This is a genomic window from Bacillus sp. Xin1, from assembly GCF_013314535.1.
In the GTDB taxonomy this organism is placed as follows: domain Bacteria; phylum Bacillota; class Bacilli; order Bacillales; family Bacillaceae_G; genus Bacillus_A.
The window spans coordinates 32,370-57,453 of sequence record NZ_JABUAE010000016.1 but is presented as its reverse complement, the minus strand read 5'-3'; the positions used below and the strand labels follow the sequence as shown (position 1 = coordinate 57,453).

At 37.1% G+C, this 25,084-nt stretch carries 26 protein-coding genes and 1 pseudogene; 20 read left to right on the top strand and 7 right to left on the bottom strand.

Translation table 11 applies throughout. From position 1 onward, the window contains the following. The first annotated feature begins 32 nt into the window (after nt 1–32). The gene (locus HRG09_RS15475) at nt 33–728 is read left to right on the top strand and encodes a hypothetical protein (RefSeq protein WP_174101779.1); all 696 of its coding nucleotides are present in this window, start codon (nt 33–35) and stop codon (nt 726–728) included. 43 nt (nt 729–771) lie between these two features. On the opposite strand, the gene HRG09_RS15470 is transcribed toward HRG09_RS15475, so the two are convergent. After that, nucleotides 772–1,230 carry a universal stress protein gene (locus HRG09_RS15470; protein ID WP_174101703.1) on the bottom strand — a complete coding sequence of 153 codons (459 nt, stop codon included), beginning with the start codon at nt 1,228–1,230 and terminating at the stop codon, nt 772–774. Between the two features lie 58 nt (nt 1,231–1,288). Between HRG09_RS15470 and HRG09_RS15465 the strand changes: the two genes are divergently transcribed. The 7 genes from HRG09_RS15465 (at nt 1,289) to HRG09_RS15435 (ending at nt 6,288) form a co-directional block, all read left to right on the top strand. Continuing rightward, nucleotides 1,289–2,176 carry an SDR family oxidoreductase gene (locus tag HRG09_RS15465; RefSeq protein WP_217448053.1) on the top strand — a complete coding sequence of 296 codons (888 nt, stop codon included), beginning with the start codon at nt 1,289–1,291 and terminating at the stop codon, nt 2,174–2,176. A 274-nt stretch (nt 2,177–2,450) separates the two neighbouring features. Next, on the top strand, nt 2,451–3,584 hold the full coding sequence (gene ald / locus HRG09_RS15460; RefSeq protein ID WP_174101701.1) for an alanine dehydrogenase: 1,134 nt from the start codon (nt 2,451–2,453) through the stop codon (nt 3,582–3,584). Nucleotides 3,585–3,727: 143 nt separating this feature from the next. After that, nucleotides 3,728–4,153: a hypothetical protein gene (locus HRG09_RS15455; RefSeq protein WP_174101700.1), complete on the top strand. Its 426-nt coding sequence runs from the start codon at nt 3,728–3,730 to the stop codon at nt 4,151–4,153. A gap of 174 nt (nt 4,154–4,327) precedes the next feature. Further along, on the top strand, nt 4,328–4,660 hold the full coding sequence (locus tag HRG09_RS15450; protein WP_174101697.1) for a cupin domain-containing protein: 333 nt from the start codon (nt 4,328–4,330) through the stop codon (nt 4,658–4,660). Further along, complete coding sequence (locus HRG09_RS15445) at nt 4,657–5,451, top strand: GNAT family N-acetyltransferase (protein ID WP_174101695.1); 795 nt, start codon at nt 4,657–4,659, stop codon at nt 5,449–5,451. Before HRG09_RS15450 ends, HRG09_RS15445 begins: the two co-directional genes overlap by 4 nt. A 2-nt stretch (nt 5,452–5,453) precedes the next feature. Further along, nucleotides 5,454–5,798, top strand: coding sequence for a DUF6176 family protein (locus HRG09_RS15440; RefSeq protein ID WP_174101693.1), 345 nt, complete (start codon nt 5,454–5,456; stop codon nt 5,796–5,798). A 283-nt stretch (nt 5,799–6,081) separates the two neighbouring features. Next, the gene (locus HRG09_RS15435) at nt 6,082–6,288 is read left to right on the top strand and encodes a hypothetical protein (RefSeq protein ID WP_098359250.1); all 207 of its coding nucleotides are present in this window, start codon (nt 6,082–6,084) and stop codon (nt 6,286–6,288) included. A 13-nt stretch (nt 6,289–6,301) separates the two neighbouring features. On the opposite strand, the gene HRG09_RS15430 is transcribed toward HRG09_RS15435, so the two are convergent. Then, complete coding sequence (locus tag HRG09_RS15430; protein ID WP_174101691.1) at nt 6,302–7,135, bottom strand: DUF2785 domain-containing protein; 834 nt, start codon at nt 7,133–7,135, stop codon at nt 6,302–6,304. Nucleotides 7,136–7,300: 165 nt separating this feature from the next. Here HRG09_RS15430 and HRG09_RS29685 point away from each other — a divergent pair. Then, a pseudogene (locus HRG09_RS29685) lies at nt 7,301–7,704 on the top strand (DUF3221 domain-containing protein). 29 nt (nt 7,705–7,733) lie between these two features. On the opposite strand, the gene pepQ reads toward HRG09_RS29685, so the two are convergent. Further along, nucleotides 7,734–8,831 (bottom strand): Xaa-Pro dipeptidase, encoded by a 1,098-nt coding sequence (gene pepQ, locus HRG09_RS15420; protein WP_174101689.1) that lies wholly within the window; start codon nt 8,829–8,831, stop codon nt 7,734–7,736. Nucleotides 8,832–8,979: 148 nt separating this feature from the next. Here pepQ and HRG09_RS15415 point away from each other — a divergent pair, with 148 nt between their 5' ends. Beyond that, the gene (locus HRG09_RS15415) at nt 8,980–9,663 is read left to right on the top strand and encodes a metal-dependent hydrolase (protein ID WP_174101687.1); all 684 of its coding nucleotides are present in this window, start codon (nt 8,980–8,982) and stop codon (nt 9,661–9,663) included. Between the two features lie 38 nt (nt 9,664–9,701). On the opposite strand, the gene HRG09_RS15410 is transcribed toward HRG09_RS15415, so the two are convergent. Beyond that, nucleotides 9,702–9,860, bottom strand: coding sequence for a hypothetical protein (locus tag HRG09_RS15410; RefSeq protein ID WP_174101685.1), 159 nt, complete (start codon nt 9,858–9,860; stop codon nt 9,702–9,704). A 247-nt stretch (nt 9,861–10,107) separates the two neighbouring features. Between HRG09_RS15410 and HRG09_RS15405 the strand changes: the two genes are divergently transcribed. Together HRG09_RS15405 and HRG09_RS15400 are read left to right on the top strand one after the other, a co-directional pair. Beyond that, nucleotides 10,108–11,421, top strand: coding sequence for a DRTGG domain-containing protein (locus HRG09_RS15405; protein ID WP_174101683.1), 1,314 nt, complete (start codon nt 10,108–10,110; stop codon nt 11,419–11,421). Nucleotides 11,422–11,760: 339 nt separating this feature from the next. After that, a complete protein-coding gene (locus tag HRG09_RS15400; RefSeq protein ID WP_174101681.1) occupies nt 11,761–12,021 on the top strand; it encodes a DUF3949 domain-containing protein in 261 nt (86 codons plus the stop codon). A 22-nt stretch (nt 12,022–12,043) separates the two neighbouring features. Here HRG09_RS15400 and HRG09_RS15395 read toward each other — a convergent pair whose 3' ends face one another. After that, entirely contained in the window at nt 12,044–12,349 is a 306-nt protein-coding gene (locus HRG09_RS15395; protein ID WP_174101679.1) for a YtpI family protein, read from the bottom strand. Between the two features lie 246 nt (nt 12,350–12,595). Between HRG09_RS15395 and HRG09_RS15390 the strand changes: the two genes are divergently transcribed. Next, entirely contained in the window at nt 12,596–13,528 is a 933-nt protein-coding gene (locus tag HRG09_RS15390; RefSeq protein ID WP_174101677.1) for a DHH family phosphoesterase, read from the top strand. Nucleotides 13,529–13,568: 40 nt separating this feature from the next. Here the strand turns inward: HRG09_RS15390 and ytrI are convergent, their stop codons facing one another. Both ytrI and ytrH read right to left on the bottom strand, forming a co-directional pair. Next, complete coding sequence (gene ytrI, locus HRG09_RS15385) at nt 13,569–14,072, bottom strand: sporulation membrane protein YtrI (protein ID WP_174101676.1); 504 nt, start codon at nt 14,070–14,072, stop codon at nt 13,569–13,571. After that, complete coding sequence (ytrH, locus tag HRG09_RS15380) at nt 14,069–14,404, bottom strand: sporulation membrane protein YtrH (protein WP_174101674.1); 336 nt, start codon at nt 14,402–14,404, stop codon at nt 14,069–14,071. The genes ytrI and ytrH overlap by 4 nt, the downstream gene beginning before the upstream one ends. Nucleotides 14,405–14,521: 117 nt before the next feature. Here ytrH and dnaE point away from each other — a divergent pair, with 117 nt between their 5' ends. The 7 genes from dnaE (at nt 14,522) to pyk (ending at nt 24,927) form a co-directional block, all read left to right on the top strand. Further along, nucleotides 14,522–17,851 (top strand): DNA polymerase III subunit alpha, encoded by a 3,330-nt coding sequence (gene dnaE / locus HRG09_RS15375; protein ID WP_174101672.1) that lies wholly within the window; start codon nt 14,522–14,524, stop codon nt 17,849–17,851. A 133-nt stretch (nt 17,852–17,984) separates the two neighbouring features. Beyond that, complete coding sequence (gene ystJ, locus HRG09_RS15370; RefSeq protein WP_174101777.1) at nt 17,985–19,193, top strand: NADP-dependent malic enzyme; 1,209 nt, start codon at nt 17,985–17,987, stop codon at nt 19,191–19,193. A gap of 14 nt (nt 19,194–19,207) precedes the next feature. Further along, nucleotides 19,208–19,852 carry a FadR/GntR family transcriptional regulator gene (locus tag HRG09_RS15365; protein WP_174101670.1) on the top strand — a complete coding sequence of 215 codons (645 nt, stop codon included), beginning with the start codon at nt 19,208–19,210 and terminating at the stop codon, nt 19,850–19,852. A 344-nt stretch (nt 19,853–20,196) separates the two neighbouring features. Further along, nucleotides 20,197–21,066, top strand: a complete 870-nt coding sequence (accD, locus tag HRG09_RS15360) for an acetyl-CoA carboxylase, carboxyltransferase subunit beta (protein ID WP_174101668.1) — start codon at nt 20,197–20,199, stop codon at nt 21,064–21,066. After that, on the top strand, nt 21,054–22,028 hold the full coding sequence (accA, locus tag HRG09_RS15355; RefSeq protein ID WP_174101666.1) for an acetyl-CoA carboxylase carboxyl transferase subunit alpha: 975 nt from the start codon (nt 21,054–21,056) through the stop codon (nt 22,026–22,028). The genes accD and accA overlap by 13 nt, the downstream gene beginning before the upstream one ends. Nucleotides 22,029–22,156: 128 nt before the next feature. After that, nucleotides 22,157–23,116, top strand: coding sequence for a 6-phosphofructokinase (gene pfkA / locus HRG09_RS15350; protein ID WP_174101664.1), 960 nt, complete (start codon nt 22,157–22,159; stop codon nt 23,114–23,116). Between the two features lie 53 nt (nt 23,117–23,169). Beyond that, nucleotides 23,170–24,927, top strand: a complete 1,758-nt coding sequence (pyk, locus tag HRG09_RS15345) for a pyruvate kinase (protein WP_174101662.1) — start codon at nt 23,170–23,172, stop codon at nt 24,925–24,927. Nucleotides 24,928–25,084 lie beyond the last annotated feature (157 nt).

Sequence of the window (25,084 nt, the reverse complement as noted above, 5' to 3'; positions counted from 1 at the left end):
TTTGTTATTAGGATGTTAAAAAATAAGGGGAGATAGAGTTGCTTTATAGGTTTGTCATTATTTTATACACGGTCATTATAGTCACATATGCATTTCCTGATATTCTTACTTTGCAATATATAAAACCTATGTATATCGCGTTTTTTATTTTTTGTATATTTGTAATGGATTGCTGCATCTCACTATGGATATATAGGAGAAAACAGGAACAAAATAAAAGGGAGAGAAAGAAGGAAAAGCGGAAAAAATCATTTTGGATGATGACATACGTTTTTGTTTTTCCGATAGTTCTGAGTTTTGTAAGTGAACGCATCGCGGAAAAGGGATTCGATTTAAAGCTTGGGGCAACGATGTTTTTCTATTATTTCTTTTTTCACTTTATTCCGTATATGAGTGAAAAGACTGAGGCAGATGAGGATCCTTTTGAAAAAGATATACAAGAACAAGAAGATAAAATGATAGAAGAAGAAATGGAGCAATTAGCTAAACAAAAATGGTATTTCAATTCAACACTTATCTTCATTCTTTGTTTAGTTACACCACCAATTGGTTATGTGTATGTATTTCTTTTACGAAAAAAAATGACATACTATGCGAAAATGAGTTATTTGACACTTGCAACCATTGCGATGGGATTATGGGCAATGAAGTTCCTCCCACCACATTTATATGCCATTGTGATTGTCATCATAGCTTGTCTTGTTTTCATAGGAAAATACATAAGATAAAAAAACACCAAGTCTGCATAAGATTTGGTGTTTTCCCTATTTATTAAAGGTTACCTTGCTCTTCTTCACCACGAACAACAAGGACATCGCATTTCGCATAGCGAATAATATGTTCAGAGACGCTACCGATTAAGAAGCGTTCTACTGCGTTTAAACCAGTTGCACCGCACATGATTAAGTCTACTTTATGTTTTGGAGCGATTTCTTTTGAAATTTTAGATTTTGGATTACCGAATTCTAATACAAGTTCAACTTTTTCAAGACCAGCTTCAGCTGCAGTTTTTTTGTAGTCTTCTAATAGATCTTCTGCAAAAAGGTTTGCGCGCTCAGCAATTGCTCTGCTGTATGCTTCTACTGCAGAGTATGCTTTTACATCAACGATATGAGCGATTGTTAATGTTGCATTGTTACGTTTTGCGACTTGAATTGCTTTTTTAAAGGCTTTTTCTGCTTCTTTGGAACCGTCCACTGCAATTAAAATATTTGTATATGTATTATTCATAGTAGATTCCTCCCAATTCATTTTTATAACCTTTTACAACTTAATTATAAAGAAAAATATGGTAACGTGCTTGCTGAAAACGTTACAGAATTTTGAAAAATGTATTTCGATTCTTTTTAGTTGTAATTGTAGGGAGAACTTGTTACATATTGAGTATAGGAATAAAAAGGAGGCTATTTTTGTGAGACACGCGCTCATTACAGCCGGTACGAAAGGTTTAGGAAAGAAAGTAACAGAAAAATTATTGGCTGAAGGATATTCAGTAACCGTAACATATCATAGTGATATGCGTGCTGTAGAAACAATGAAGGAAAAATATAAACATCTAGAAGAACGTTTGCAGTTTGTACAAGCGGATGTCACTAATAAAGAAGATTTACATAAAATAGTAGAAGAAGCAATCGGCCGCTTTGGCAAAATCGATTTTTTAATTAATAATGCGGGTCCTTACGTATTTGAACGTAAAAATTTAATTGATTACGAAGAAGATGAATGGAATGAAATGATACAAGGAAACCTAACAGCAGTGTTTCGTTTATTAAAGCTTGTCGTTCCGATTATGAGAAAACACCATTTTGGCCGAATTATTAATTATGGATTTCAAGGGGCAGATAGTGCACCTGGTTGGATGTATCGCTCCGCATTCGCAGCTGCAAAGGTAGGACTTGTTTCGTTAACAAAGACAATTGCTTATGAAGAAGCAGAGTATGGCATTACATCAAATATGGTTTGCCCAGGCGATATCATTGGTGAAATGAAAGAAGCAACGATTCAAGAGGCGCGTAAGATGAAAGAAAGTAGGACGCCAATTGGTAGATCTGGGACAGGTGAAGATATCGCTCGTACCATTGCATTTTTATGCGAGGAAGATTCCGATATGATTACGGGCACCATTATAGAAGTAACAGGTGCAGTTGACGTCATTCATAGATATCGACAAAAATAGATAAAGTGAAACTTCCATCATTGGGGAGCTTTATCCCCCAATGATGGTTAGTTGAACCAATCGGGCATTTATGGACAGTGTATCCCCCACCTAAATTTGGGGCTTTTTCATCTTGAGAGGGGGATATTACTTTCCGTTAATGCGGGATAAAATCTATCGGAAACCCGCATTATTTTTTGTAAAATATTGAGATATTATGTTAAAATGTAGGAGCGTAGAAAGCGCTTTAAAAAATGATTCAGGGGTCATTTCATAACTCAAGGGGGAATTAATAATGCGTATCGGTATTCCAACAGAAGTTAAAAACAATGAAAACCGCGTGGCAATGACGCCAGCTGGTGCTGTACATTTGGTACACAATGGTCATGAAGTTTTTGTTCAAAAAGGTGCAGGTTTAGGATCGGGCTTTACAGATGAAGAATATGTACAAGCTGGAGCAAAACTTGTTGAAACTGCTGAAGGAGCATGGAATCAAGATATGGTTATGAAGGTAAAAGAGCCAATTGCAAGCGAATATGGTTACTTCCGTGAAGGTTTAATTTTATTCACATACTTACACTTAGCTCCAGAACCAGAATTAACAAAAGCTTTAATTGATAACAAAGTAGCATCAATTGCTTATGAAACAGTACAATTAGACAATCGTTCTTTACCACTACTTGCACCTATGAGTGAAGTAGCTGGTCGTATGTCTGCACAAATTGGTGCGCAATTCCTTGAAAAAACAAAAGGCGGAAAAGGTATCTTACTAGCAGGCGTTCCAGGGGTAAAACGCGGTAAAGTAACAATTATCGGCGGTGGTCAAGCTGGTACAAATGCTGCTAAAATTGCAGTTGGACTAGGTGCGGATGTTACAATCATCGACTTAAGTGCAGAACGTCTTCGTCAATTAGATGACATTTTCGGTAACCAAGTGAAAACTTTAATGTCTAACCCTTACAACATCGCAGAAGCTGTAAAAGAATCTGATCTTGTAATCGGTGCGGTATTAATTCCAGGTGCAAAAGCGCCAAAACTTGTAACAGAAGAAATGATTCAATCAATGGAACCAGGTTCTGTTGTAGTAGATATCGCAATTGACCAAGGTGGTATTTTCGAAACAACTGATCGCATTACAACTCATGATAACCCAACTTACGAAAAACATGGTGTTGTTCATTATGCAGTTGCAAACATGCCAGGTGCGGTTCCACGTACATCAACTCTTGCATTAACAAACGTAACAGTACCATATGCAGTACAAATTGCTAACAAAGGCTACAAACAAGCTTGCCTAGGTAATACTGCATTATTAAAAGGTATTAACACATTAGATGGCTATGTAACATTCGAAGCAGTTGCAGAAGCTCACGGTCTACAATATGCTGATGCGAAAGAGCTTCTAGAAAAAGCTCCTGCTTTATCATAATAAATATGAGACGAAGCCCTCCTTATGATAAGGAGGGCTTTTTTGTTAGTTAAAAATCTATCAAAATGGAATTTTTTTCTTGTTAATACAATTCCTCTTATGATAGTTTGTAATTGTATGCGGAAAATAAGAGAGGGAATGTCATGGGGAGAAAGAGTAGGAAGAAAAAACAGATAAAACGGCAGAAATATATAAAGAAAAAGCAAGAACAGAATATACCATTTAAAAAGAAATTGGCTCTTCGTATAGAGGAAATTGCTAGGTATATTAGTATGGTTTTATATGTGATTTTGTGTATGTATTTGTTAGGTGTATTTTATCAAATAGAGATAAGACCTGAATTTTTGGAAGATATCTTTCAGGGCATTGCTTTTTTTGCACCATTCGGTCTGTTTTTTGTAGTGTTTGATAAAGTATGGCCAAGCCGTGAAAGTAGAAAAGATAAGAAAAGAAAGCAGAAAAAGAAACGCTCTTCCAATTCCTCAAGTGGATTTGTAAACTATAGCGATAATGATTGTAGTAGTGCAAGCAATAGCGGGGGTGGAGATTGCGGAGGTGGTGGAGACTAAACGGGATTATATAGGGTGTCATTAATAAAAAAGATGAAAATAATAGAATGCAACAGAGTGTCGCGAAAAGGGTGCATAGCAATGAATTTAGCGAAGGAAACAGAAAAAAGATATTGACTTTGGAACGATAGGCTTTTGGGAGAAATAATAAATAACTAGAGGATGGAGAGAACGATGGAGAAAGTGAATCTTTTAGAACTCACCAAAGATATTACAGAGCAGCACAAAAATTTTGTTGTATCAAATGTGAATAGTCACTGTTTACGGATTGCTGTGTTTACAGGGGAGTATGATTGGCACTTTCACTCAAACTCGGATGAGCTATTTATCGTGTTAGAGGGAGAATTATTAATTGATTTTCAAGATAAGAATACAGTCATATTAAAACCGAATGATTCAATCTTGATTCCAGCAGGTACCGTTCATCGAACAAGGGCACTTAAGCGCACTATTAATCTTTGTTTTGAAAACTTAGATGCGGACACCGTTATTGTGGAGAATGTATGAAAAAGTTAGCGTTAGTAGATTATCATACAATTCTTCCAGTTTTAGAAAAGGATAAACGGACAGCTACTTTTGCCTATGCAGTATATGATGGGATAATAGATGGTGACATCTTTGTAAATGAGAGGTTAACAGCGGGAATAATTGCGACTGCTAACGGTGTTTATTATTTGTTTGGAGATACATATGATCAGGAATTTCAACGTACTTTGTTTCCTTACATTGAAAATAATGTGTTAACAACAGAGAAACGATTTACATTATTTGTTTCTAGTGTAAAGTGGGAGAACGTTATTGAAAATCATTTCAAGGATTCTTTTCAAAAAATTCCTCGTAAAAAAATTCTGTTTCAGAGAGAGAGTTTTGAAGATAGGAAAAGAGAATTAGATGATTTTACATACAAGGTTATGCGGATTGATCAAAACATAATAGAAAAAAGTACCGAATTTACGGAGCAGTATTATAAGGAGTATTGGAGATCAAAAGAAGCGTTTTTAAAGCATGGCTTTGGATTTTGTATGATTCAAAGTCAAAAAGTAGTAGCTGAATGTGTTTCGATTTTTAGAGGGCATGACTTTGCTGAAATTGATATTGCAACACATCCAGATTATCAAGGAAAAGGACTTGCTCGGTTAGTCGCAACTTATTTTATAGAACATTGTATACAAAGTGGGATTACGCCGTGCTGGGATTGTAATATGGACAACATTCCTTCACAAAAGTTAGCTAGTAAACTAGGTTTTGGTTATTCGATAGAATATGTTTTATATGTACGAAAAAAGATGGGGGAATAAACATGAACATCGAATTAACAAGATTCAAGGTAAAACAAGGTAAGAGTCATCGCGTTGATGAATGGATGAAACTTCTCAATGATCATATGAAAGAAGTGCTTTTGACATTAAACGACGAGAAAATGTATGTAGAGACAATTTTCCGGGAAATAAGAGATGGTGAAGAATACCTATATTGGTATTCTGCCCAAGGAGAAGGCGGGACGGATGTCGAAAGCTCTCAGCATGAAATCGATAAAAAGCATTTAGAGTTTTGGTATGAATGCATTGATGAAGAAGCACCGGCAGTTGATATGAAGACAGAAGTTGTCATGATTCAAGATGTTGTTAAAGAAGTGATGAAGTAATAGAATAGTATTCTTTGTGTGTAGTAAGAAAAGCGCATCGAAATAGATGGGCTTTTTTGTCTGCAGAAAGTTTTTTCTGCTTATAAAATAATTTCTATTAGCGCGATGAATATCGTGGTTATTTTGCGTTACTATTAATTAATAAGGTACGATTAAATATAGTTAAAAGGGACATCATATATAAATAGCTGTAAGAAGTGTAACAGTTGAGAAACAAGGATTATTACAAAGTAATTAGAATAGTTAGAAAATTTATGTTATAATATGGGAAAAGGGGGCTGTTATGAAGCAAATACATGGAGCAATCTACATCTACATAACAATGTTTTTCATTGGAGCGTCTTATGGATTAGGTCATTTATACTCGCATCCAATTTTAACTTTTTTGAGTGGTACATGTATGGCTATTGCGATTTGTGTACACCTTTTCTCCGTTTGGATTGTAAAGTTTCAATTGAATATTAGTGAAATGGAAGAAGGCACTTTTTGAGTGGCCTTCTTTTTTAATAGTACCTGTTTAACTCTTTTAATAATATTTCAATTTGCTTCTCTGTTTCTTTACATATAGATAATGCTCTTAATCTAAAGAATAAGCTTCGTAAAAATGATTGTACATTTCCATATAATGTTTCATAAAGTATGATAGATAATTTTGTTTTTTGAGATTGCATTTGATTTACTAAGGAATGTAAGGATGCGATGAGTTCTTTTTCTTCTAAGCCATTTTGCAACATAGCGACAATCGGATAGACAATTCGTTCATCTTCCTCGTACTTGTAATACAGTGTATGTACATTTATTTTTTCTAATAAGGTTTGCAGTATTTCTTGATAATGTTCAGTTTCAAGCTTCGGGTTTTTAATGAGTTTATCGAATGTATCGGAAACATGAGCGATACTATGAGCCCAGCCTTGACCGTTTACATACCCGCGAAAATCATGTTCTTGCTTCATGTATAAAATTAATTTATCTTTTACTTTTAATATATCAGACTCTGATAAGAAGTTATGTTTTGTAACGGCACTTAAAATTAAAGCAATTAATAATGTTGTAAACGCCCGAGTAAATACAGCGTCCTTATCGTCAATATTTATTTTATAAAATAAATATTGCTCGCTTATACTTTGGGACAATAATTGTTGTAATTGTGTGTTTGGGATAAGGTCATTTTTAATGAGATGGAAAAAGGTCGTGTAGATTAATTTATCTCGTAAGTAGCCATCTGGTACACCGATATGTTGGAGCATTGTTGAACTTAAATTATCAATATCTATAGTGGGATCTATGACGTAATGATTAGCTTTTATTTCTTCTAATTGTTTTTGAAGTTGTTGCATGCAATCTCTCCTTTTATTTTCGGAAAATTATGTATTTAAATGTTATGATAGAAACAGAGAATATACAAGTAATACGTTGTATTGAGGATTTCAAAAGTGATTAGGGACGAATAAAAATGTTAGAAATGGGATTAGTTAGTGAGATTTCTATAAGGGGGGCATGAGATGAAGAAAAATACATTAAGGCTGTATGTGTATATTTTACTTATCGTTTCTTTCGTGATATTAACAGGATGTACACGTAATGAGCAAATTGAGGATGAACCAGCGAATGTGCAACAATCAGTAGAAAAAGGTGTTATAGAAGGATACGTTATGGTGAAAAATAAGAAGGTAATTTCATCATGAATAAGAAATTTGAAACGACAAAAGAGTTGCAGGAGTATTTAGATCAAAAAAAACATTCACCTATTCCAGCGGATACGATTTTACACTTAAACGATGAAAGTGCATATAAAAAGTTGAAATCAGGATATAAAATAAAAGTATGGTCTTCTGAGATACTTGAAAGTTCTCCGGCAAAAATGATTGTGAATAAGTTTGAAATCGTAGAGAAAAATGATATTTAAAAAGGTAGCGACACTGTGCTACCTTTTCTTTATTTCACAAACTGCAATTTTTTCGGGAATTTCGTTAAAATTTCTGATCCGTCTTTCGTGATGTAGATATCATCTTCAATACGAACGCCACCTACGTTTGGTACGTAAATACCTGGCTCGATTGTGAAGACCATGCCTTCTTTTAATAGTGATTCGTTGCCTGCTTTTACATCTGGATATTCGTGTACGCTAATGCCAAGCCCGTGACCTAAGCGGTGTGGGAAGAATTCTCCGTAACCTGCATCTGCGATAACAGAGCGAGCAGCATTGTCAATTTCGCCAAGTGTAACGCCTGGTTTACAAGATTCAACTGCTTGTAATTGGCCAGCTAATACAGTGTTGTAAATGCGTGTTTGTTCTTCTGAAATATCGCCAAATGCGACTGTACGTGTAATGTCAGAGCAGTAACCATCAATGATTACGCCTAAGTCAAATAGTACGAAGTCACCGCGTTTCATTTTGTTTGCTCCTGGAATACCGTGTGGCAGGGCAGAGTTTGCGCCTGCTAATACCATTGTGTCAAAGGACATTTTATGGATGCCTTTTTTCTTTAATTCATGCTCGATGATTGCTAACACTTCTAATTCACTGCGATCTTCTTTAATTGCCTCCACACCAATTCCAACAGCGTAATCTGCCATGTAAGCTGCTTGGCGTAAAATAGAAAGTTCTTTTTCGTCTTTAATTAAACGAAGTTCGCGTACTTTTTCTTCCGCAGATTTGAAAGCAGCTTTTGGGAATAATTTTGTTAATTCTTCATAGCGCTCTACATTTAAATGTTCTTTTTCAATTGCTATTGCAGTTGCATCAATGCCGCGATCTTTCATTGCTTGTGCAATCATATCCCATGGCTTGTCTGTATCAGTAAATCCGATAATTTCGTGCGCCCAGCCAGCGTTTCGAGCTTGGCCTTCTTCCATCTTAGGACAGATTAAAATTGGTTCTTTTTCTTGGAAGACAAATAGACCGAGTAGTCTTTCGTGCGGCTCGCAATGGAAGTTTGTCATATAGAAGACGTTTGGTGTAGAAGTTAAAAATGCAGCTTCCGCGTTTTGTTCTTGTAGCCATTGCATTAAGTTTTCTAATCTAGTATTCATAGATTGGCACCTCCGAGATTTCAGTTACATGTATTACTTTACATCGGATGAAAGCGTTATGACAAGCAAATCGCTGTTTGAAAAGACAGGAAATTGTGAAATTATGTAGAATAGAAGGTGTGAATGTAAACAAGGGAGGAATATAACGATGAAAGTATCTTATCACGGGCATTCAGTTGTAAAGATTGAAACGAATGGAAAAGTTATCTTAATTGATCCGTTTTTAACAGGTAATCCGAAAACAGATTTAAAGGCTGAAGATGTCAAGGTAGACGCAATTATTTTATCGCACGGTCATGGTGACCATGTCGGTGATACAGTAGCGCTCGCGAAGAAAAATAATGCAGTGGTTGTGGCGCCGTTTGAACTCGCGACATTTTTAGGATGGCAAGGTGTGAATACACATCCAATGCATATCGGTGGTTCACATGTATTTGATTTTGGAAAAGTGAAGTTTACACAAGCATTCCATGGGTCTAGCTATATTGATGAGGAAAATCAGACCATTACATATACAGGAATGCCAGCTGGAATTTTATTTACGGCAGAAGAGAAAACAGTTTATCATGCAGGAGATACCGCTTTATTTTCTGATATGAAATTAATCGGTTCTCTTAACAACATTGATGTAGCATTTTTACCAATCGGTGATAACTTTACAATGGGACCAGAGGATGCAGTGTTAGCTGCGGAATGGATTGGTGCAAAAACAGTTGTACCTATGCATTACAATACGTTCCCAGTGATTGAGCAAGATCCGCATCTTTTTATACAAAAACTAACAAGTAGTACAGGAAAGGTATTAGAAGCTGGAGAAAGTATTACACTATAAGAAAAAACCCTTCATTTGAAAAGACAAGTGAGGGGTTTTTATGTGTGTAAAATAGGTTGAAAAGTCTGTGCTTGTTTTGGTGTTTCTTTTGTTTCTGGTAATGTTTGTTCTGGTGCCTCATTTAATTCCGTTGCAACCTTTTTACCATCAACGATAGCTAAAAATACAGCACCTACAACTTCTAAAAATTTTTTCATTTTCATTCGCTCCTTTGTTTGATTTCTTGCCTTTATTGTACATTTGAAATCAGGGACAAACTATCAAATACGGTGACAATAGCATTACACTGTTGTAAGAATGTGACTAATGAAATGTAAGAGTCATTTTTGTTATAAAAAAAATAGTACAGGTACATAAAAGTACAGTGTAACAGTTTCGGAAATATAGTATACTAAAAATACAACACATGAAGAATTTAGGGAAAAGAAAGTATGGTGAAACCATTTGGCTACCAAACATAATCAAATTTTAGAACATATTAATAGCCTGCCTATAGGGCATAAAATTTCTGTGCGTCAAATTGCAAAAGATTTGAGTGTAAGTGAAGGAACAGCTTATCGTGCGATTAAAGATGCAGAGAATAAAGGATATGTTAGTACAATTGAACGTGTCGGAACAATCCGAATTGAACAAAAGAAAAAGGAAAACATTGAAAAACTAACATATGCCGAAGTAGTCAATATTGTCGATGGCCAAGTGCTTGGCGGAAGAGAAGGGTTACATAAAACATTAAATAAATTCGTGATTGGGGCCATGAAGTTAGAGGCGATGATGCGTTATACAGAAGCAGGGAACTTGTTGATTATCGGTAACCGTACGAATGCGCATCAACTAGCGTTAGAAGCAGGTGCTGCCGTATTAATTACAGGTGGCTTTGATACAGAAGATCATGTAAAAAAATTAGCAGATGAATTAAAGTTGCCGATTATTTCAAGTAGCTATGATACGTTCACTGTGGCAACGTTAATTAACCGTGCGATTTATGATCAGCTTATCAAAAAGGAAATTGTACTCGTTGAAGATATTTTAACGCCAATTGAAGAAACGTTATACTTAAAACCTACAGATAAAGTAGAGCAATGGCATGCGTATAATGAAGAAACGATGCATGGACGTTATCCAATTGTAGATGAAAATAAGAAAGTATTAGGGATTGTTACTTCAAAAGATATGATTGGCATCGCAAAAGAAACGCCAATTGAAAAAGTGATGACAAAGCAACCGATTACAGTAAATGGAAAAATGTCTGTTGCAGCGGCAGCACGTATGATGGTATGGGAAGGGATTGAACTTCTTCCTGTTGTCGATGAAAGCAACCATCTGCAAGGAATTATTAGTCGTCAAGACGTACTTCAGGCGCTGCAAATGATTCAACGTCAACCGCAAGTTGGGGAGACAATTGAAGATATCGTCACAAATCAATTTGTGACCCCGAAAGAAGCAAAACATGAACATAGTTATCAATTTTCTGTGACGCCACAAATGACAAGCTCATTTGGGACATTATCATATGGTGTATTTACAACCGTTGTTACAGAAGCAACGAATCGCGCTATCCGTGCGCAGAAAAAAAGCGATTCGATTGTTGAGAATTTAACAATCTACTTTGTAAAGCCAGTTCAAATCGACAACGTTGTTTCTGTACATCCGAAGGTGTTAGAAATCGGTCGTAAATTTGGAAAGGTAGATGTGGAAGTGCGGCACGGAGGAGATGTTGTTGGGAAAGCACTGTTAATGGTGCAACTTATTGATCGATAAGAATGGAAAAGAGCTGAATGAAAAATCCCTTTTTTGGGGGAGATTCATTCAGCTTTTTTATGTATACATAAAAATTGAAATAGAGATATAAAACCACTCTTTTTAGATTAGAATAGAGGATCCGCCGAGGTGTAGAAGCGGTCAGTGCCTGTTTTAGCACCGTGCCGAGTGAGGACAGAAGGAGAAAATGAGTGGGAGATCTTTTTTGGTTTCATAGCCGTTACTGATATGTAGGGACATAAAAAAACGATACATATTCCCTTCATTTGGTAATTAAATTGTAGTATAATTTAATTATCAGATAATTAATATATAAAAAGAAAAAGGATGGTGTTCCATATGTCATCAGAGTTGCTCTTTTTTGGCGGTGTTGCATTATTTTATTTTCTTGCGATGATACCGATTCAGTATCTTTATATTGAAGGTTTAAATGAACAGAGACAAAGAACAAGACGTTCACAACAAGAACTATATAAAAATATGTCTTTTGAGGAAGAACAATTACATTTTCACGTGCAAGGAAACCCTTTTAATATACCACCTGCGCTTGTTGCCTATTTGATTTTAAAAATAAAAAATCGTAAAAAAGCATCAGCATGAATGGCTGATGCTTTTTGCATGATTACATTGTTTCATAGGCCTCTGCTTCCTCTATTGCAAGAGGCGAGAAGTGTTTATATTGGCGGAATCCATTAAAAATGCTTGCCCCACCAAATAAGACAAATAAGATACCGACGATGATACGCACGGTAGAGAGCTCTAAGAAAAACTGATTTGCACCAAATAACGCAACGAATACGCCAAGCGCCATCCCGGATTTTCCAGCAAGCCATCCTTTTTCCATCGGACGATTTGTACGAAAATATTTTGTTTTATAGAAGAGGTACAACATAAATGAGACGATAATACAAAAGACTAATACTGGCATAATACAATCCTCCATTATTTTGTATATAGGTAAATCTCAATAAAACCCCATCTTTTTAGGCGGTAGAGAGGATCCGCTCAAGCATAGAAGCGGTCAGTGCCTGCTTTGACCCCGTGCTAAGAGAAAATAAAGAGACATTATCGAAACTTTCACACTATTATTATAAAGCAATTCTTTCTATGTATAAATTGTTTTACGTTATAATGAAAAATAAAGTGAGACTTTTATAAAAAGGAGACTATACATATGCATGAACAAATTTTAGCAGCAATTAAAGAGTTCGATACGATTATTATTCACCGTCATGTGCGTCCAGACCCAGATGCATTAGGCTCTCAATGTGGTCTTGGAACAATTCTTCAAGAATCGTTTCCAGAGAAAAAGGTTTATATGGTTGGATACAATGAACCTTCGTTATCGTATTTACGAGTAATGGATGAAATTGATGATGAGACTTACGAAAATGCACTTGTTATCGTTTGTGATACAGCGAATCAAGAGAGAGTTTGTGATCAGCGTTACACGAAAGGGAAGATGCTGATTAAAATCGATCATCATCCGAATGAAGACCCATACGGAGATATTACGTGGGTAGATACGACATCAAGTTCTACAAGCGAGCTCATTTATGAGTTTTATACTTACGGAAAAGAAAAAGGATTGAAGCTTACAACTGAATCTGCGCGCCTTATTTTGGCTGGAATTGTTGGAGATACAGGGCGTTTCTTATTCCCAAATACATCTGCAAGAACATTACGCTTTGCAGCAGAGCTTGTTGAGATGGGTGTTGAGTTTCCAAATCTATATAATGAAATGTATAAAACGAAAGAGAAAATCGCTCGTTTAAATGGATTTATTTTACAAAACTTTACAATAACAGAAGAAGGTGCAGCGTATATTAAGCTGACAAAAGAAGTATTAGAAGAGTTTGATGTACTTCCTTCAGAGGCATCTGGCGTTGTAGGAGCACTTGGTAATATTGACGGATTAAAAGCTTGGGTTCTCTTTTTAGAAGAGGAAGATGTAATTCGCGTTCGCCTTCGTTCAAAAGGACCTGTTATTAATAAATTAGCAATGCAGTATAACGGCGGAGGACATCCGATGGCTTCTGGTGCGAAAGCATCTTCTTGGGAAGAAGCGGATCGTCTTTTCGCAGACTTACGTGAGATTTGTAAGTAAAAATATAGGCGTTAAAAGGAAAAAGTAGAGCGTGAAAGCTCTACTTTTCTTGTTTTATATTGATGCTGATTTCGAGCACGGTATCAAAAGAAATCATGTCGACTTTAAAGCGATAGTTTCGGTCATAATGCTTATATACTTTATTCTCAATTGCTTTTTTTAGTAGCTCTTTATTTTGCGCAATGCTTTGTATGTTTTTTGTTAAGAGATGTTGTAAATCATTATGAATAGAAGTTGTAATGTTTTCTAAAGTTAGGTTGTCTAAATCGTATTTATCTCCGTTTGCAATTTTAATTTTAATTTCTTGGATTGTTAAGAGTTGTTTGTTTTCTTTATTTAATTTATCGTGGTCTTCAAGGAGAACATGGAGTTTTTCTTCCTGCTGTTTAATAATTTGTTTTTGTTCTGCAATTGTACTTGCTTGCTCTTGTTGAAAAACACCGTATATGTACAAAAAAATAAACCAGCTTAGAATACCGCCAACAGCAGCGCCTGCTAAAAATAAATACCATCGTTTAGCAGTAGAAGCGTTAGGGACCCTCATACATGCTCCTGCGTGAGCCATTTAATAATAATGAGACCGGTTTGCATGCCGCCTGTTGCGAAAAAAATGAGTAAAATTTGTTTTACGATGTCTTTTGTAGCACCTTCAAAGAAAGTTCGTTCAAAGCTATAAAATGTATCAAACGTTCCCCCAATTGCTGCGACGAGTGCCCAAATTCTTAAGTTTTGAGAAAATTGATTAATTGCGGTGAGTGCGGGTTTTCCAACTAAAAAAGCACCGATGCCACCAATTATAGAACCGCCAAGCATAACCCCAAAGGCAATAAAGTAAGTTGTAATAAGTAGAGAGAAAAATCTTTGATCTACATCCATCGTTATTCCCCTTTCTTCTTCATATATATGGACAAAGTATAAGAAGTATGTTTTGATTTCCGCTTTCTTCATCACCTATAATGAAAGTAGTCAAATAGATAAAGAGAGGGTACAACAGTGAAGTTTGTGCATTTACAATGTCAAACCGTTTATAGTTTGTTAAAAAGTGCTTGTAAAATCGATGAGCTAGTCATCCGGGCGAAAGAGCTTGGTTTTTCATCGCTTGCGATTACAGATGAAAATGTGATGTACGGGGTGATTCCATTTTATAAAGCATGTAAGAAAAATGGCATACAACCAATTATTGGGTTAACAGCCTCTGTTTTTAGTGGGGAAGAAGAGGGGACTTATCCGCTTGTATTACTTGCAGAAAATGAAATAGGTTATCAAAACTTATTGAAAATTTCTAGCGCCATCATGACGAAGTCTAAAGACGGAATTCCGAAAAAGTGGCTTGCTCATTATGCAAAAGGGTTAATTGCAATTTCACCAGGAAAAGATGGGGAAATTGAACAGTTATTATTACAAGGAAGAGATGATCTTGCTGAAGATGTAGCTCGTGCATATCAAAATATGTTTGGAAGCTTTTATATGAGTTTGCAGCATCATGCGATTCAAGATGAGCTCTTCTTGCAAGAGAACGTACCACAATTCGTAAGTGAGATAGGCATTCCAATCGTTGCGACAAATGATGTCCGCTATGTGAATCAAAGCGATGCGCTTGTGCAGGAATGCTTGTTATCTGTCCAGGGCGGAACGAAGATGACGGATCCAGATAGACCAAGGCTCAAAACAGATCAGTACTATTTAAAGTCATCCGCTGAAATGGAAGCTTTATTTTCTCATGAAGAAGAAGCGCTTCAAAATACAGTTCGTATAGCTGAACGTTGCCACGTAGAAATTCCTTTCCACGTCAATCAATTGCCGAAGTTTACTGTTCCATCTAACGAAACGTCAGATACTTATTTGCGCCGTATTTGTGATGAAGGTCTAAATAAGCGATATGGAAAGGTTCAAGATATACATCGGAAACGTTTAAATCATGAACTTGAAGTTATCTCTCGCATGGGATTTAGCGATTATTTCCTTATTGTTTGGGATTTTATGAAATACGCTCATGAACATGACATTTTAACAGGACCGGGCCGTGGTTCGGCAGCGGGTTCACTTGTTTCTTATGTGTTAGAAATTACAGATATCGATCCAATTGAGTATGATTTGCTGTTTGAACGATTTCTAAATCCTGAACGTGTTACGCTCCCAGATATTGATATTGATTTTCCGGATATTAGACGTGATGAGATGATTCGTTATGTAAAAGATAAATATGGTCAGCTTCGTGTTGCTCAAATTGTTACGTTCGGAACACTTGCTGCAAAAGCAGCGATTCGAGATATTGCCCGCGTAATGGGGCTTCCACCAAGGGATATTGACATATTTTCAAAACTTATTCCGTCAAAGCTTGGAATCACACTAAAAGAAGCATATGAAGAATCCAGATCGCTTCGTGAATTTGTACAAGGGAATCTCTTGCATGAGCGTGTTTTTGAAATTGCGAAGCGTGTCGAAGGTATGCCGCGTCATACATCTATTCATGCGGCAGGAGTCATCATGAGTCAGGAGCCGTTAACAGGAAGCGTTGCGATTCAAGAAGGACATAATGATGTATATGTAACGCAATATCCAGCAGAAGTGTTGGAAGAGCTTGGTTTGTTAAAAATGGATTTTTTAGGTTTACGTAATTTAACGTTACTTGAAAACATCCTTACGTTTATTGTAGGGAAAACGGGGAAACAAATTGATATACGAAATTTACCTCTTCAGGATGAAAAGACATTCCAGCTACTTGGAAGAGGGGATACAACAGGTGTCTTCCAACTTGAATCCGGGGGAATGCGGAGTGTATTACGTAGTTTAAAACCAAATGAGTTTGAAGATATTGTTGCGGTTAACTCTTTATATCGTCCAGGACCGATGGAGCAAATTCCAACCTTTATTGAATCGAAGCATGGAAAACACCAAATTCAATATTTACACCATGATTTGAAACCGATTTTAGAGAGCACATATGGCGTAATTGTTTACCAAGAGCAAATTATGCAGATTGCCTCGAAGTTAGCAGGTTTTTCACTTGGAGAAGCTGACTTACTTCGCCGTGCGGTAAGTAAGAAACAACGTGAGATTTTAGATCAGGAACGTAAGCATTTTGTACAAGGTTGTTTACGAAATGGATATGATGAAACATCAGCGGAACAAATTTATGACTTAATTGTTAGATTTGCGAATTACGGTTTTAACCGCAGTCATGCTGTAGCGTACAGTATGATTGGATACCAGCTGGCTTATTTAAAAGCGAACTATCCTTTAGAGTTTATGACTGCCCTATTATCCAGTGCGATAGGAAATGAAGATAAGATTGTGCAATATATACGCGAAACGAAGCGCAAAGGTTTTCGGGTTTTACCGCCATCTCTTCATAGAAGTAGTTATAATTTCCGAATAGAAGGAAATGCAATTCGTTATAGTTTGCTTTCGATTCGGAATATCGGGATGGCTACAGTGAGTGCTGTGATTGAGGAGAGGGAAAAAAGTCCATTCCAAGATTTATTTGAATTTTGTCTTCGCATGCCGGCAAAGTTTGTTACGGAGCGCAATTTAGAGGCATTTGTTTGGGCTGGCTGTTTCGACGATTTTCAAGTTTCGCGAACAACTTTGTTTAATAGCATAAAGGGTGCTTTAGAGTATGCAAGCCTTGCGCGTGAATTAGGAGAAGATAGTGTCCCAAAATCTGTATATGTACAAGGAGATGAGCTATCTTTTATTGAACAATTAAATAATGAGAAAGAAGCACTTGGCTTTTATTTATCCAGTTACCCAACGGCGCAGTATGCAAAGCTTGTGAAAGAACTAGAAATTCCGTCGCTTGCGCAAGCGATGAGGCAAAAGCGCAAAGTACAACGTGCCATTGTATATATAACAGGTGTAAAAGTCATTCGGACGAAAAAATTACAAAAAATGGCGTTCGTCACGTTTTGTGATCAAAATGATGAAATGGAAGCGGTTGTCTTTCCGGAGACATATATTCATTTTTCGGAAAGGTTACAAGAAGGTGAAATTGTTTTAGTGGAAGGGACAATTGAACAGCGAAATCATAAATTGCAATGGATTGTAAACGGTCTTTACTCATTAGAACAAATGGATGTTTACAATGAAATGAAAGAAGCAACAATTTATATAAAACTACCATCGCAGTATGAAAAGAAGTTGTTAAATCAAATTACAAAAATATTGTTTCACTATTCAGGTTTTGCGAAAGTACTAATTTATTATGAAAAGGAACATAAAATGGTACAATTATCTCGTAGTTTGTCAATCCATCCAAGTGAAGAATGTTTAGAAGCACTTCGTGAAATAGTCGGTAAGGAAAATGTCGTAGTGAAAATATAATGGACAATTTCCCTATAGTTCGATTATTATAGTAATAGTGTTCGTGGTCAGACCACTTGGAGAGAGTGATAATAGCAAGAATAATTTGAGGAGAGTGGATAGTTTGTCAACACTTCGTGAAGAAGCACTTCACATGCATAAAGTGCATCAAGGAAAATTAGAAACTGTATCAAAAGTAAAAGTAGAAAATGCTAAAGATTTAAGTCTTGCGTATTCTCCAGGGGTTGCAGAACCTTGTAAAGAAATTTATGACGATAAAAGTAAGGTATATGAATATACAATGAAGGGAAACATGGTAGCAGTTGTGACAGATGGAACAGCTGTACTTGGTCTTGGTAACATTGGACCAGAAGCATCTCTTCCAGTAATGGAAGGTAAAGCTGTATTATTTAAGAGCTTTGCTGGCGTAGATGCATTCCCAATTGCTTTAAATACAAACGATGTAGATAAAATTGTTGAAACTGTCAAATTAATGGAGCCAACATTTGGCGGTGTAAACTTAGAAGATATTGCAGCACCAAACTGCTTTATCATTGAAGAACGTCTGAAAAAAGAAACGAATATTCCTGTATTCCATGATGATCAACATGGAACAGCTATCGTAACAGTAGCAGGTCTTGTAAACGCACTAAAACTAGTTGGAAAGAAAATGTCTGGCATTAAAGTTGTAGCAAATGGTGCAGGTGCAGCGGGTATTGCAATCATTAAACTTTTATACCGCTATGGTGTACGCGATATTATTATGTGTGACCGAAAAGGCGCAATCTATGAAGGACGCCCTGATGGGATGAATCCGGTGAAAGATGAAGTAGCAAAATATACGAATAAAAATCGTGTAGCAGGTTCATTAGCAGACGTTGTGAAAGATGCAGATGTATTTATCGGTGTATCTGTAGCAGGTGCGTTAACTGAAGAAATGGTTCGTACAATGAATGACGATGCAATTATTTTTGCGATGGCGAATCCGGTTCCAGAAATTATGCCGGAAATTGCAAAAGCAGCAGGCGCAGCTGTTGTGGGAACTGGTCGTTCTGACTTCCCAAACCAAGTAAATAATGTACTAGCATTCCCTGGTATTTTCCGTGGTGCACTTGATGTACATGCTACGCAAATTAATGAAGAAATGAAGATGGCAGCTGTAGAAGCGATTGCTGAACTTGTAGCAGCAGATAAGTTAAATGCAGACTATATCATTCCAGCGCCGTTTGACGCGCGTGTAGCCCCTCAAGTGGCCGCTTACGTTGCGAAAGCTGCGATGGAGACAGGAGTAGCTCGCCGTCAAGTAGATCCAAATGAAGTTGCTGAGAAAACGAGACAATTAGCGCTGATTGGTAAAGAGTAAGCGAGGAATTTCTATTGACATCATCAAATACAAAAGTATATCTCGAAATTGTAAAGAAAATCCGTTCCATTATGGAAGAGGATGGTTTAGTAGCAGGTGATCGATTGCCATCTGAGCGTGAGTTAAGCGCACGTTTAAATGTTGGACGTTCATCTGTACGAGAAGCATTGCGAGCTTTAGAACTCGTAGGATTAATTGAAACAAGACGCGGAGAAGGGACGTTTATTCGAAACTTCTATGATAACGGTCTTGTTCAATTAATCGCACCATTTTTATTACAAGATGAGAAAACAATTCGTGATTTGTTACAGACGAAACGATTGCTTGAAAAAGATATTCTTCGAATCGTATGTGGTTTACCGAAAGAAACGTTCTCTAATGTGTTAAGTATGTTGCAAAAGGTTTTTAAAAAGGACAAGAGTTCCATTCAGGAGTTTCATCAAACGTTTTTTAAAACACTTATTGAACAAGTGGACAATTATTTACTATATCGAATTTGGAGAATTGTAAATGATTACGTTGCGACTCTTTCTTCTGAAATTTCACTAGAGTCTATAGAAATGTATAGAAAACTTTATGAAGCGCTATACACGAAAAAAGAAGAAGAGGCGCTAAAAATTTATGATGAATTAATGGAAAATGTACAGTTTCATTCGTAATGTATAAAATTTGTCGAAATGACCATGACACGTTATGACAAACAATCTATCGCATAGCGGTTAAAGTTAAACGTAAAGAGAGAGGTTATTAGACAGGGTTCAAAAAGGAGGATAAAGAGAGCCGAGCAATTCGAGGCACGGAAGCCAGGAGGACAAGGAGTGTAGATGGAACTACATGAGTACCGGACTGGCGAAGTAACGAAGAAATGCGAAAGCTATCTTTACCGGACTTTTTGAATATCCTCTATTAGACAGGTTAGGAAAAGAAGGCTAACATCAATCTTTGGTGTTAGCCCCATTTTCTTCCTAACCTAACCTTAGCTCTCAACAAAGGGGGTCAAATTGTGCTAAGAGATTTATTCGTAAAAAAGAAAAAGTACGCTGCAATTCCTTCGGAACAAGTACGAAAAGATGTACCGGACGGTGTTATGACAAAATGTCCGAAATGTAAGAAAATCATGTATACAAAAGAGCTTCTTAAAAATTTAAAAGTATGTGTAAACTGTGGTTATCATCATCCTATGAATGCGTGGGAACGTCTTGATAGTGTATTGGACGAAGAATCATTTCGTGAGTATGACAAAGAGATGGTTTCGTTAAATCCACTCCAGTTCCCAAATTATGAAGAAAAATTAGAGAGTGATCGCAAGAAAACAGAATTAAATGAAGCTGTTGTGACAGGTGAAGGAACAATTGATGAGATGCTTGTTGTAGTTGCAGTAATGGATTCTCGCTTTCGAATGGGCAGCATGGGCTCTGTTGTAGGAGAAAAAATTGCACGTGCAGTTGAAAAAGCATACGAATTACAAGTTCCATTTATTATCTTTACTGCATCGGGCGGTGCGCGCATGCAAGAAGGTATTTTAAGTTTAATGCAAATGGCAAAAACGAGCGTAGCTTTGAAAAAGCATAGCAATGCTGGAGGATTATTTATTTCTGTTATGACTCATCCGACGACAGGCGGTGTTTCAGCGAGTTTTGCTTCACTTGGTGACTATAATCTTGCAGAGCCAGGTGCACTTATCGGCTTTGCTGGTAGACGTGTAATTGAACAAACAGTGCGTGAGAAGCTGCCAGAAGACTTTCAAACGGCAGAATTTTTACTAGAGCACGGTCAATTAGATGCGGTTGTGCATCGCGATCATATGAAAGATTCACTCCGTAAGATTTTAGAAGTTCATCAAGGAGGGGAAACGGCGATATGGCAGAACTAGAATTTGAGAAACCAGTTGTGGAGCTAAGAAATAAGATTCGAGAACTGAAAGACTATACGAAAAACAGCCAGATGGATTTCAGTGAGGAGATTCGTATTTTGGAAGATAAGCTAGAAAATTTAGAGGAAGAAATATATGGCAATATGAAAGTATGGGACCGCGTTCAAATTGCTCGTCATGCAGAGAGACCGACAACGCTCGATTATATTAAGCACTTATTTACTGATTTTTTTGAATGTCATGGAGATCGTCTATTTGGCGATGATGCAGCGATTGTCGGCGGCATTGCGAAGTATAAAGGGATGCCTGTAACAGTAATCGGGCACCAGCGCGGGAAAGATACGAAAGAAAATATTCGTCGTAATTTTGGAATGCCTCATCCAGAAGGATATCGAAAAGCGCTACGTTTAATGAAGCAGGCAGAGAAGTTTAATCGTCCAATCGTTTGTTTCATTGATACAAAAGGTGCTTATCCTGGTAAAGCAGCTGAAGAACGTGGCCAAAGTGAAGCGATTGCACGTAATTTATTTGAAATGGCAGGACTTACTGTACCTGTTATTTGTATTGTTATTGGTGAAGGTGGTAGTGGTGGTGCGCTAGGTTTAGGGGTAGGCGATTACATTTACATGCTAGAAAATTCCACTTATTCTGTTATTAGTCCAGAAGGTGCGGCGACAATTCTTTGGAAAGATGCTACGAAAGCAAAAGATGCCGCTGAAGCTTTAAAAATTACAGCAGCAGATTTGAAAGAATTAGGTGTAATTGACGAAATTATTCCAGAAGCGCGCGGCGGTGCACATCGTAATATTTTAAAACAGTCTGAAAATATCGATCTAATGATCGGAAAAACTTTCCAACAATTAAACGGTATTTCGAAAGAGGAATTAATTGAAAAACGTTATGAAAAATATATGAAAATTGGGCAAGTTTCGTTTTCAAACGCTTCCATTTGGATAAAATAAGAAAAGCGTGCGTTCCACTTCGCGAATGCACGTTTTTATTATGAAAAGACACATCTTCTCCATTGTATTTTTATATTTTTTCGTGTTATTTTATTATAAGGCAAATAATCTTTATGAGGTGAGTACAAATGAAACGTATTGGTGTATTAACAAGCGGTGGAGATTCGCCTGGTATGAATGCTGCCATTCGTGCAGTTGTTCGTAAAGCGATCTTTCATGATATAGAAGTATATGGTATTTACCATGGATACGCTGGATTAATTTCTGGTCACATTGAAAAATTAGAACTTGGTTCTGTTGGCGATATTATCCACCGTGGTGGTACAAAATTATATACAGCAAGATGTCCTGAGTTTAAAGACCCAGAAGTAAGGGAAAAAGGAATCGAGCAATTAAATAAACTTGGTATTGAAGGACTTGTTGTTATTGGTGGCGATGGTTCTTACCAAGGTGCTAAAAAGTTAACAGAGCAAGGATTCCCATGTGTCGGTGTACCAGGTACAATCGATAATGATATTCCTGGAACAGATTTCACAATCGGTTTCGATACAGCGTTAAACACTGTTATTGATGCAATTGATAAAATTCGTGACACAGCTACATCTCATGAACGTACATATGTGATCGAAGTAATGGGACGTCACGCTGGAGATATCGCATTATGGGCTGGTTTAGCTGATGGTGCAGAAACAATCTTAATTCCAGAAGAAGAGCATGATATGGAAGATGTTATTGCTCGTTTAAAACGCGGTAGTGAGCGTGGTAAAAAGCATAGTATCATCGTTGTAGCTGAAGGTGTTGGAAGTGCAATTGACATCGGTAAGCATATCGAAGAAGCAACAAACTTTGATACTCGCGTAACTGTATTAGGTCACGTACAACGTGGTGGATCACCAAGTGCACAAGACCGTGTATTAGCAAGTCGCCTTGGCGCAAGAGCAGTTGAACTGTTGATTGAAGGTAAAGGTGGACGTTGCGTTGGTATCCAAAACAACAAACTTGTTGATCATGACATTATCGAAGCGTTAGCTCAAAAGCATACGATTGATAAAGATATGTATCAATTATCTAAAGAATTATCCATCTAATCGACTTAATGTCAAATATTTGGGAACGGTTTCATAATTTTCGGAGGTGCAATATGCGTAAAACTAAAATTGTATGTACTATAGGTCCTGCTAGTGAAAGTATTGAGAAATTAGAGCAATTAATCGAAGCGGGTATGAATGTTGCTCGTTTAAACTTCTCTCATGGTAGTCATGAAGAGCACGGAGCACGTATTAAAAACATTCGTGAAGCTTCAAAGAAAACTGGTAAAACAGTTGCAATCTTACTTGATACAAAAGGTCCAGAAATCCGTACACATGACTTCGTAGACGGACAAGCTGAGCTTGTAACAGGTGCAGAGGTAGTTATCTCTACAGAGCAAGTATTAGGAACTGCAGAGAAGTTCTCTGTATCTTATGCTGGTCTTTATGACGATGTAGACCCAGGTTCTCGCATTCTAATCGATGACGGTCTTATCGAACTAGAAGTAATCGAGAAAGCTGGCGGAAACATCCGTACAAAAGTATTGAACAGCGGAACTGTGAAAAATAAAAAAGGTGTTAACGTACCAAACGTAAGCATTAAACTTCCTGGTATCACTGAAAAAGACGTAAAAGATATCGTCTTCGGTATCGAGCAAAAAGTTGATTTCATCGCGGCATCTTTCGTTCGTAAAGCAGCTGACGTGTTAGAAATCCGTGAATTGTTAGAAGCGCATAATGCACAATACATTCAAATCGTACCAAAAATTGAAAACCAAGAAGGTATCGATAATATCGATTCTATCTTAGAAGTTTCTGACGGTTTAATGGTAGCTCGTGGTGACATGGGTGTGGAAATTCCACCAGAAGAAGTACCATTAGTGCAAAAACGTCTAATTAAAAAATGTAATGTATTAGGTAAACCAGTTATTACTGCAACGCAAATGTTAGATTCTATGCAACGTAACCCACGTCCAACTCGTGCGGAAGCAAGTGATGTAGCGAACGCAATCTTCGATGGTACGGATGCAATCATGCTTTCAGGTGAAACTGCTGCAGGTCAATACCCAGTAGAAGCAGTAACAATGATGGCAAACATTGCAACTCGTGTTGAAAAATCACTACAGTATGAAGATATGTTCAAAAAACGTATTAAAGAGTTCACTCCAACAATTACAGATGCAATTAGTCAATCTGTTGCGCACACAGCACTTGCTCTTGGCGTAGCTGCAATCGTAGCTCCAACGGAAAGTGGCTACACTGCGAAAATGATCTCTAAATACCGTCCGAAATCTCCAATCGTAGCTGTAACATCTGACGAGCAAGTGGGCCGTCGTCTTGCACTTGTTTGGGGTGTACAAGCATTTATGGCTGAAAAACGTGCAGCATCTACTGATGAAATGTTAGATACTGCAATTCAAACAGGTATGGATGCAGGTTTAATCGGACTTGGTGATACTGTTGTAATCACTGCTGGTGTACCAGTGGCTGAGACTGGTACAACAAACTTAATGAAAATCCATGTTGTTGGTGAAGAAATCGCTAAAGGACAAGGGATCGGTCGTAAAGCTGCAAAAGGTAAAGTAGTTGTAGCGAAAACAGCTGAAGAAGCTGTAGTGAACGTAACAGAAGGAGATATCCTAGTTACAACAAGCACTGATAAAGATATGATTCCTGCAATTGAAAAAGCTGCAGCTCTAGTTGTAGAAGAAGGTGGCTTAACAAGCCATGCAGCTGTTGTAGGTGTATCAATCGGTATTCCGGTTATCGTTGGTGTGAATGGTGTAACAGCAACTTTAAAAAATGGCCAAGAAGTAACAGTTGATGCGGCGCGCGGAATTGTTTATAATGGACATGCGGAAGTGCTATAAGAAGTAATGTGAAGAGAAGGATGGGAGTCCTTCTCTTTTTTTTACCTCTAGAGTACAAAGGATATAGTAAAGATATCAGGCTTCGTAGCTATAGAGCTCTCGTTATTAACGTCTAGAAGGCTCTTAGATGACTGTTTGCTGGATTGAGGTTAGAGAA

Coding starts and splice junctions, on each gene's coding strand:
- HRG09_RS15470 (WP_174101703.1), bottom strand. CDS start 1,230: ATGAATAATACATATACAAATATTTTAATTGCAGTGGACGGTTCCAAA.
- HRG09_RS15465 (WP_217448053.1), top strand. CDS start 1,289: ATGGTAACGTGCTTGCTGAAAACGTTACAGAATTTTGAAAAATGTATT.
- ald (WP_174101701.1), top strand. CDS start 2,451: ATGCGTATCGGTATTCCAACAGAAGTTAAAAACAATGAAAACCGCGTG.
- HRG09_RS15455 (WP_174101700.1), top strand. CDS start 3,728: ATGGGGAGAAAGAGTAGGAAGAAAAAACAGATAAAACGGCAGAAATAT.
- HRG09_RS15450 (WP_174101697.1), top strand. CDS start 4,328: ATGGAGAAAGTGAATCTTTTAGAACTCACCAAAGATATTACAGAGCAG.
- HRG09_RS15445 (WP_174101695.1), top strand. CDS start 4,657: ATGAAAAAGTTAGCGTTAGTAGATTATCATACAATTCTTCCAGTTTTA.
- HRG09_RS15440 (WP_174101693.1), top strand. CDS start 5,454: ATGAACATCGAATTAACAAGATTCAAGGTAAAACAAGGTAAGAGTCAT.
- HRG09_RS15435 (WP_098359250.1), top strand. CDS start 6,082: ATGAAGCAAATACATGGAGCAATCTACATCTACATAACAATGTTTTTC.
- HRG09_RS15430 (WP_174101691.1), bottom strand. CDS start 7,135: ATGCAACAACTTCAAAAACAATTAGAAGAAATAAAAGCTAATCATTAC.
- pepQ (WP_174101689.1), bottom strand. CDS start 8,831: ATGAATACTAGATTAGAAAACTTAATGCAATGGCTACAAGAACAAAAC.
- HRG09_RS15415 (WP_174101687.1), top strand. CDS start 8,980: ATGAAAGTATCTTATCACGGGCATTCAGTTGTAAAGATTGAAACGAAT.
- HRG09_RS15410 (WP_174101685.1), bottom strand. CDS start 9,860: ATGAAAAAATTTTTAGAAGTTGTAGGTGCTGTATTTTTAGCTATCGTT.
- HRG09_RS15400 (WP_174101681.1), top strand. CDS start 11,761: ATGTCATCAGAGTTGCTCTTTTTTGGCGGTGTTGCATTATTTTATTTT.
- HRG09_RS15395 (WP_174101679.1), bottom strand. CDS start 12,349: ATGCCAGTATTAGTCTTTTGTATTATCGTCTCATTTATGTTGTACCTC.
- HRG09_RS15390 (WP_174101677.1), top strand. CDS start 12,596: ATGCATGAACAAATTTTAGCAGCAATTAAAGAGTTCGATACGATTATT.
- ytrI (WP_174101676.1), bottom strand. CDS start 14,072: ATGAGGGTCCCTAACGCTTCTACTGCTAAACGATGGTATTTATTTTTA.
- ytrH (WP_174101674.1), bottom strand. CDS start 14,404: ATGGATGTAGATCAAAGATTTTTCTCTCTACTTATTACAACTTACTTT.
- ystJ (WP_174101777.1), top strand. CDS start 17,985: ATGCATAAAGTGCATCAAGGAAAATTAGAAACTGTATCAAAAGTAAAA.
- accA (WP_174101666.1), top strand. CDS start 21,054: ATGGCAGAACTAGAATTTGAGAAACCAGTTGTGGAGCTAAGAAATAAG.
- pfkA (WP_174101664.1), top strand. CDS start 22,157: ATGAAACGTATTGGTGTATTAACAAGCGGTGGAGATTCGCCTGGTATG.
- pyk (WP_174101662.1), top strand. CDS start 23,170: ATGCGTAAAACTAAAATTGTATGTACTATAGGTCCTGCTAGTGAAAGT.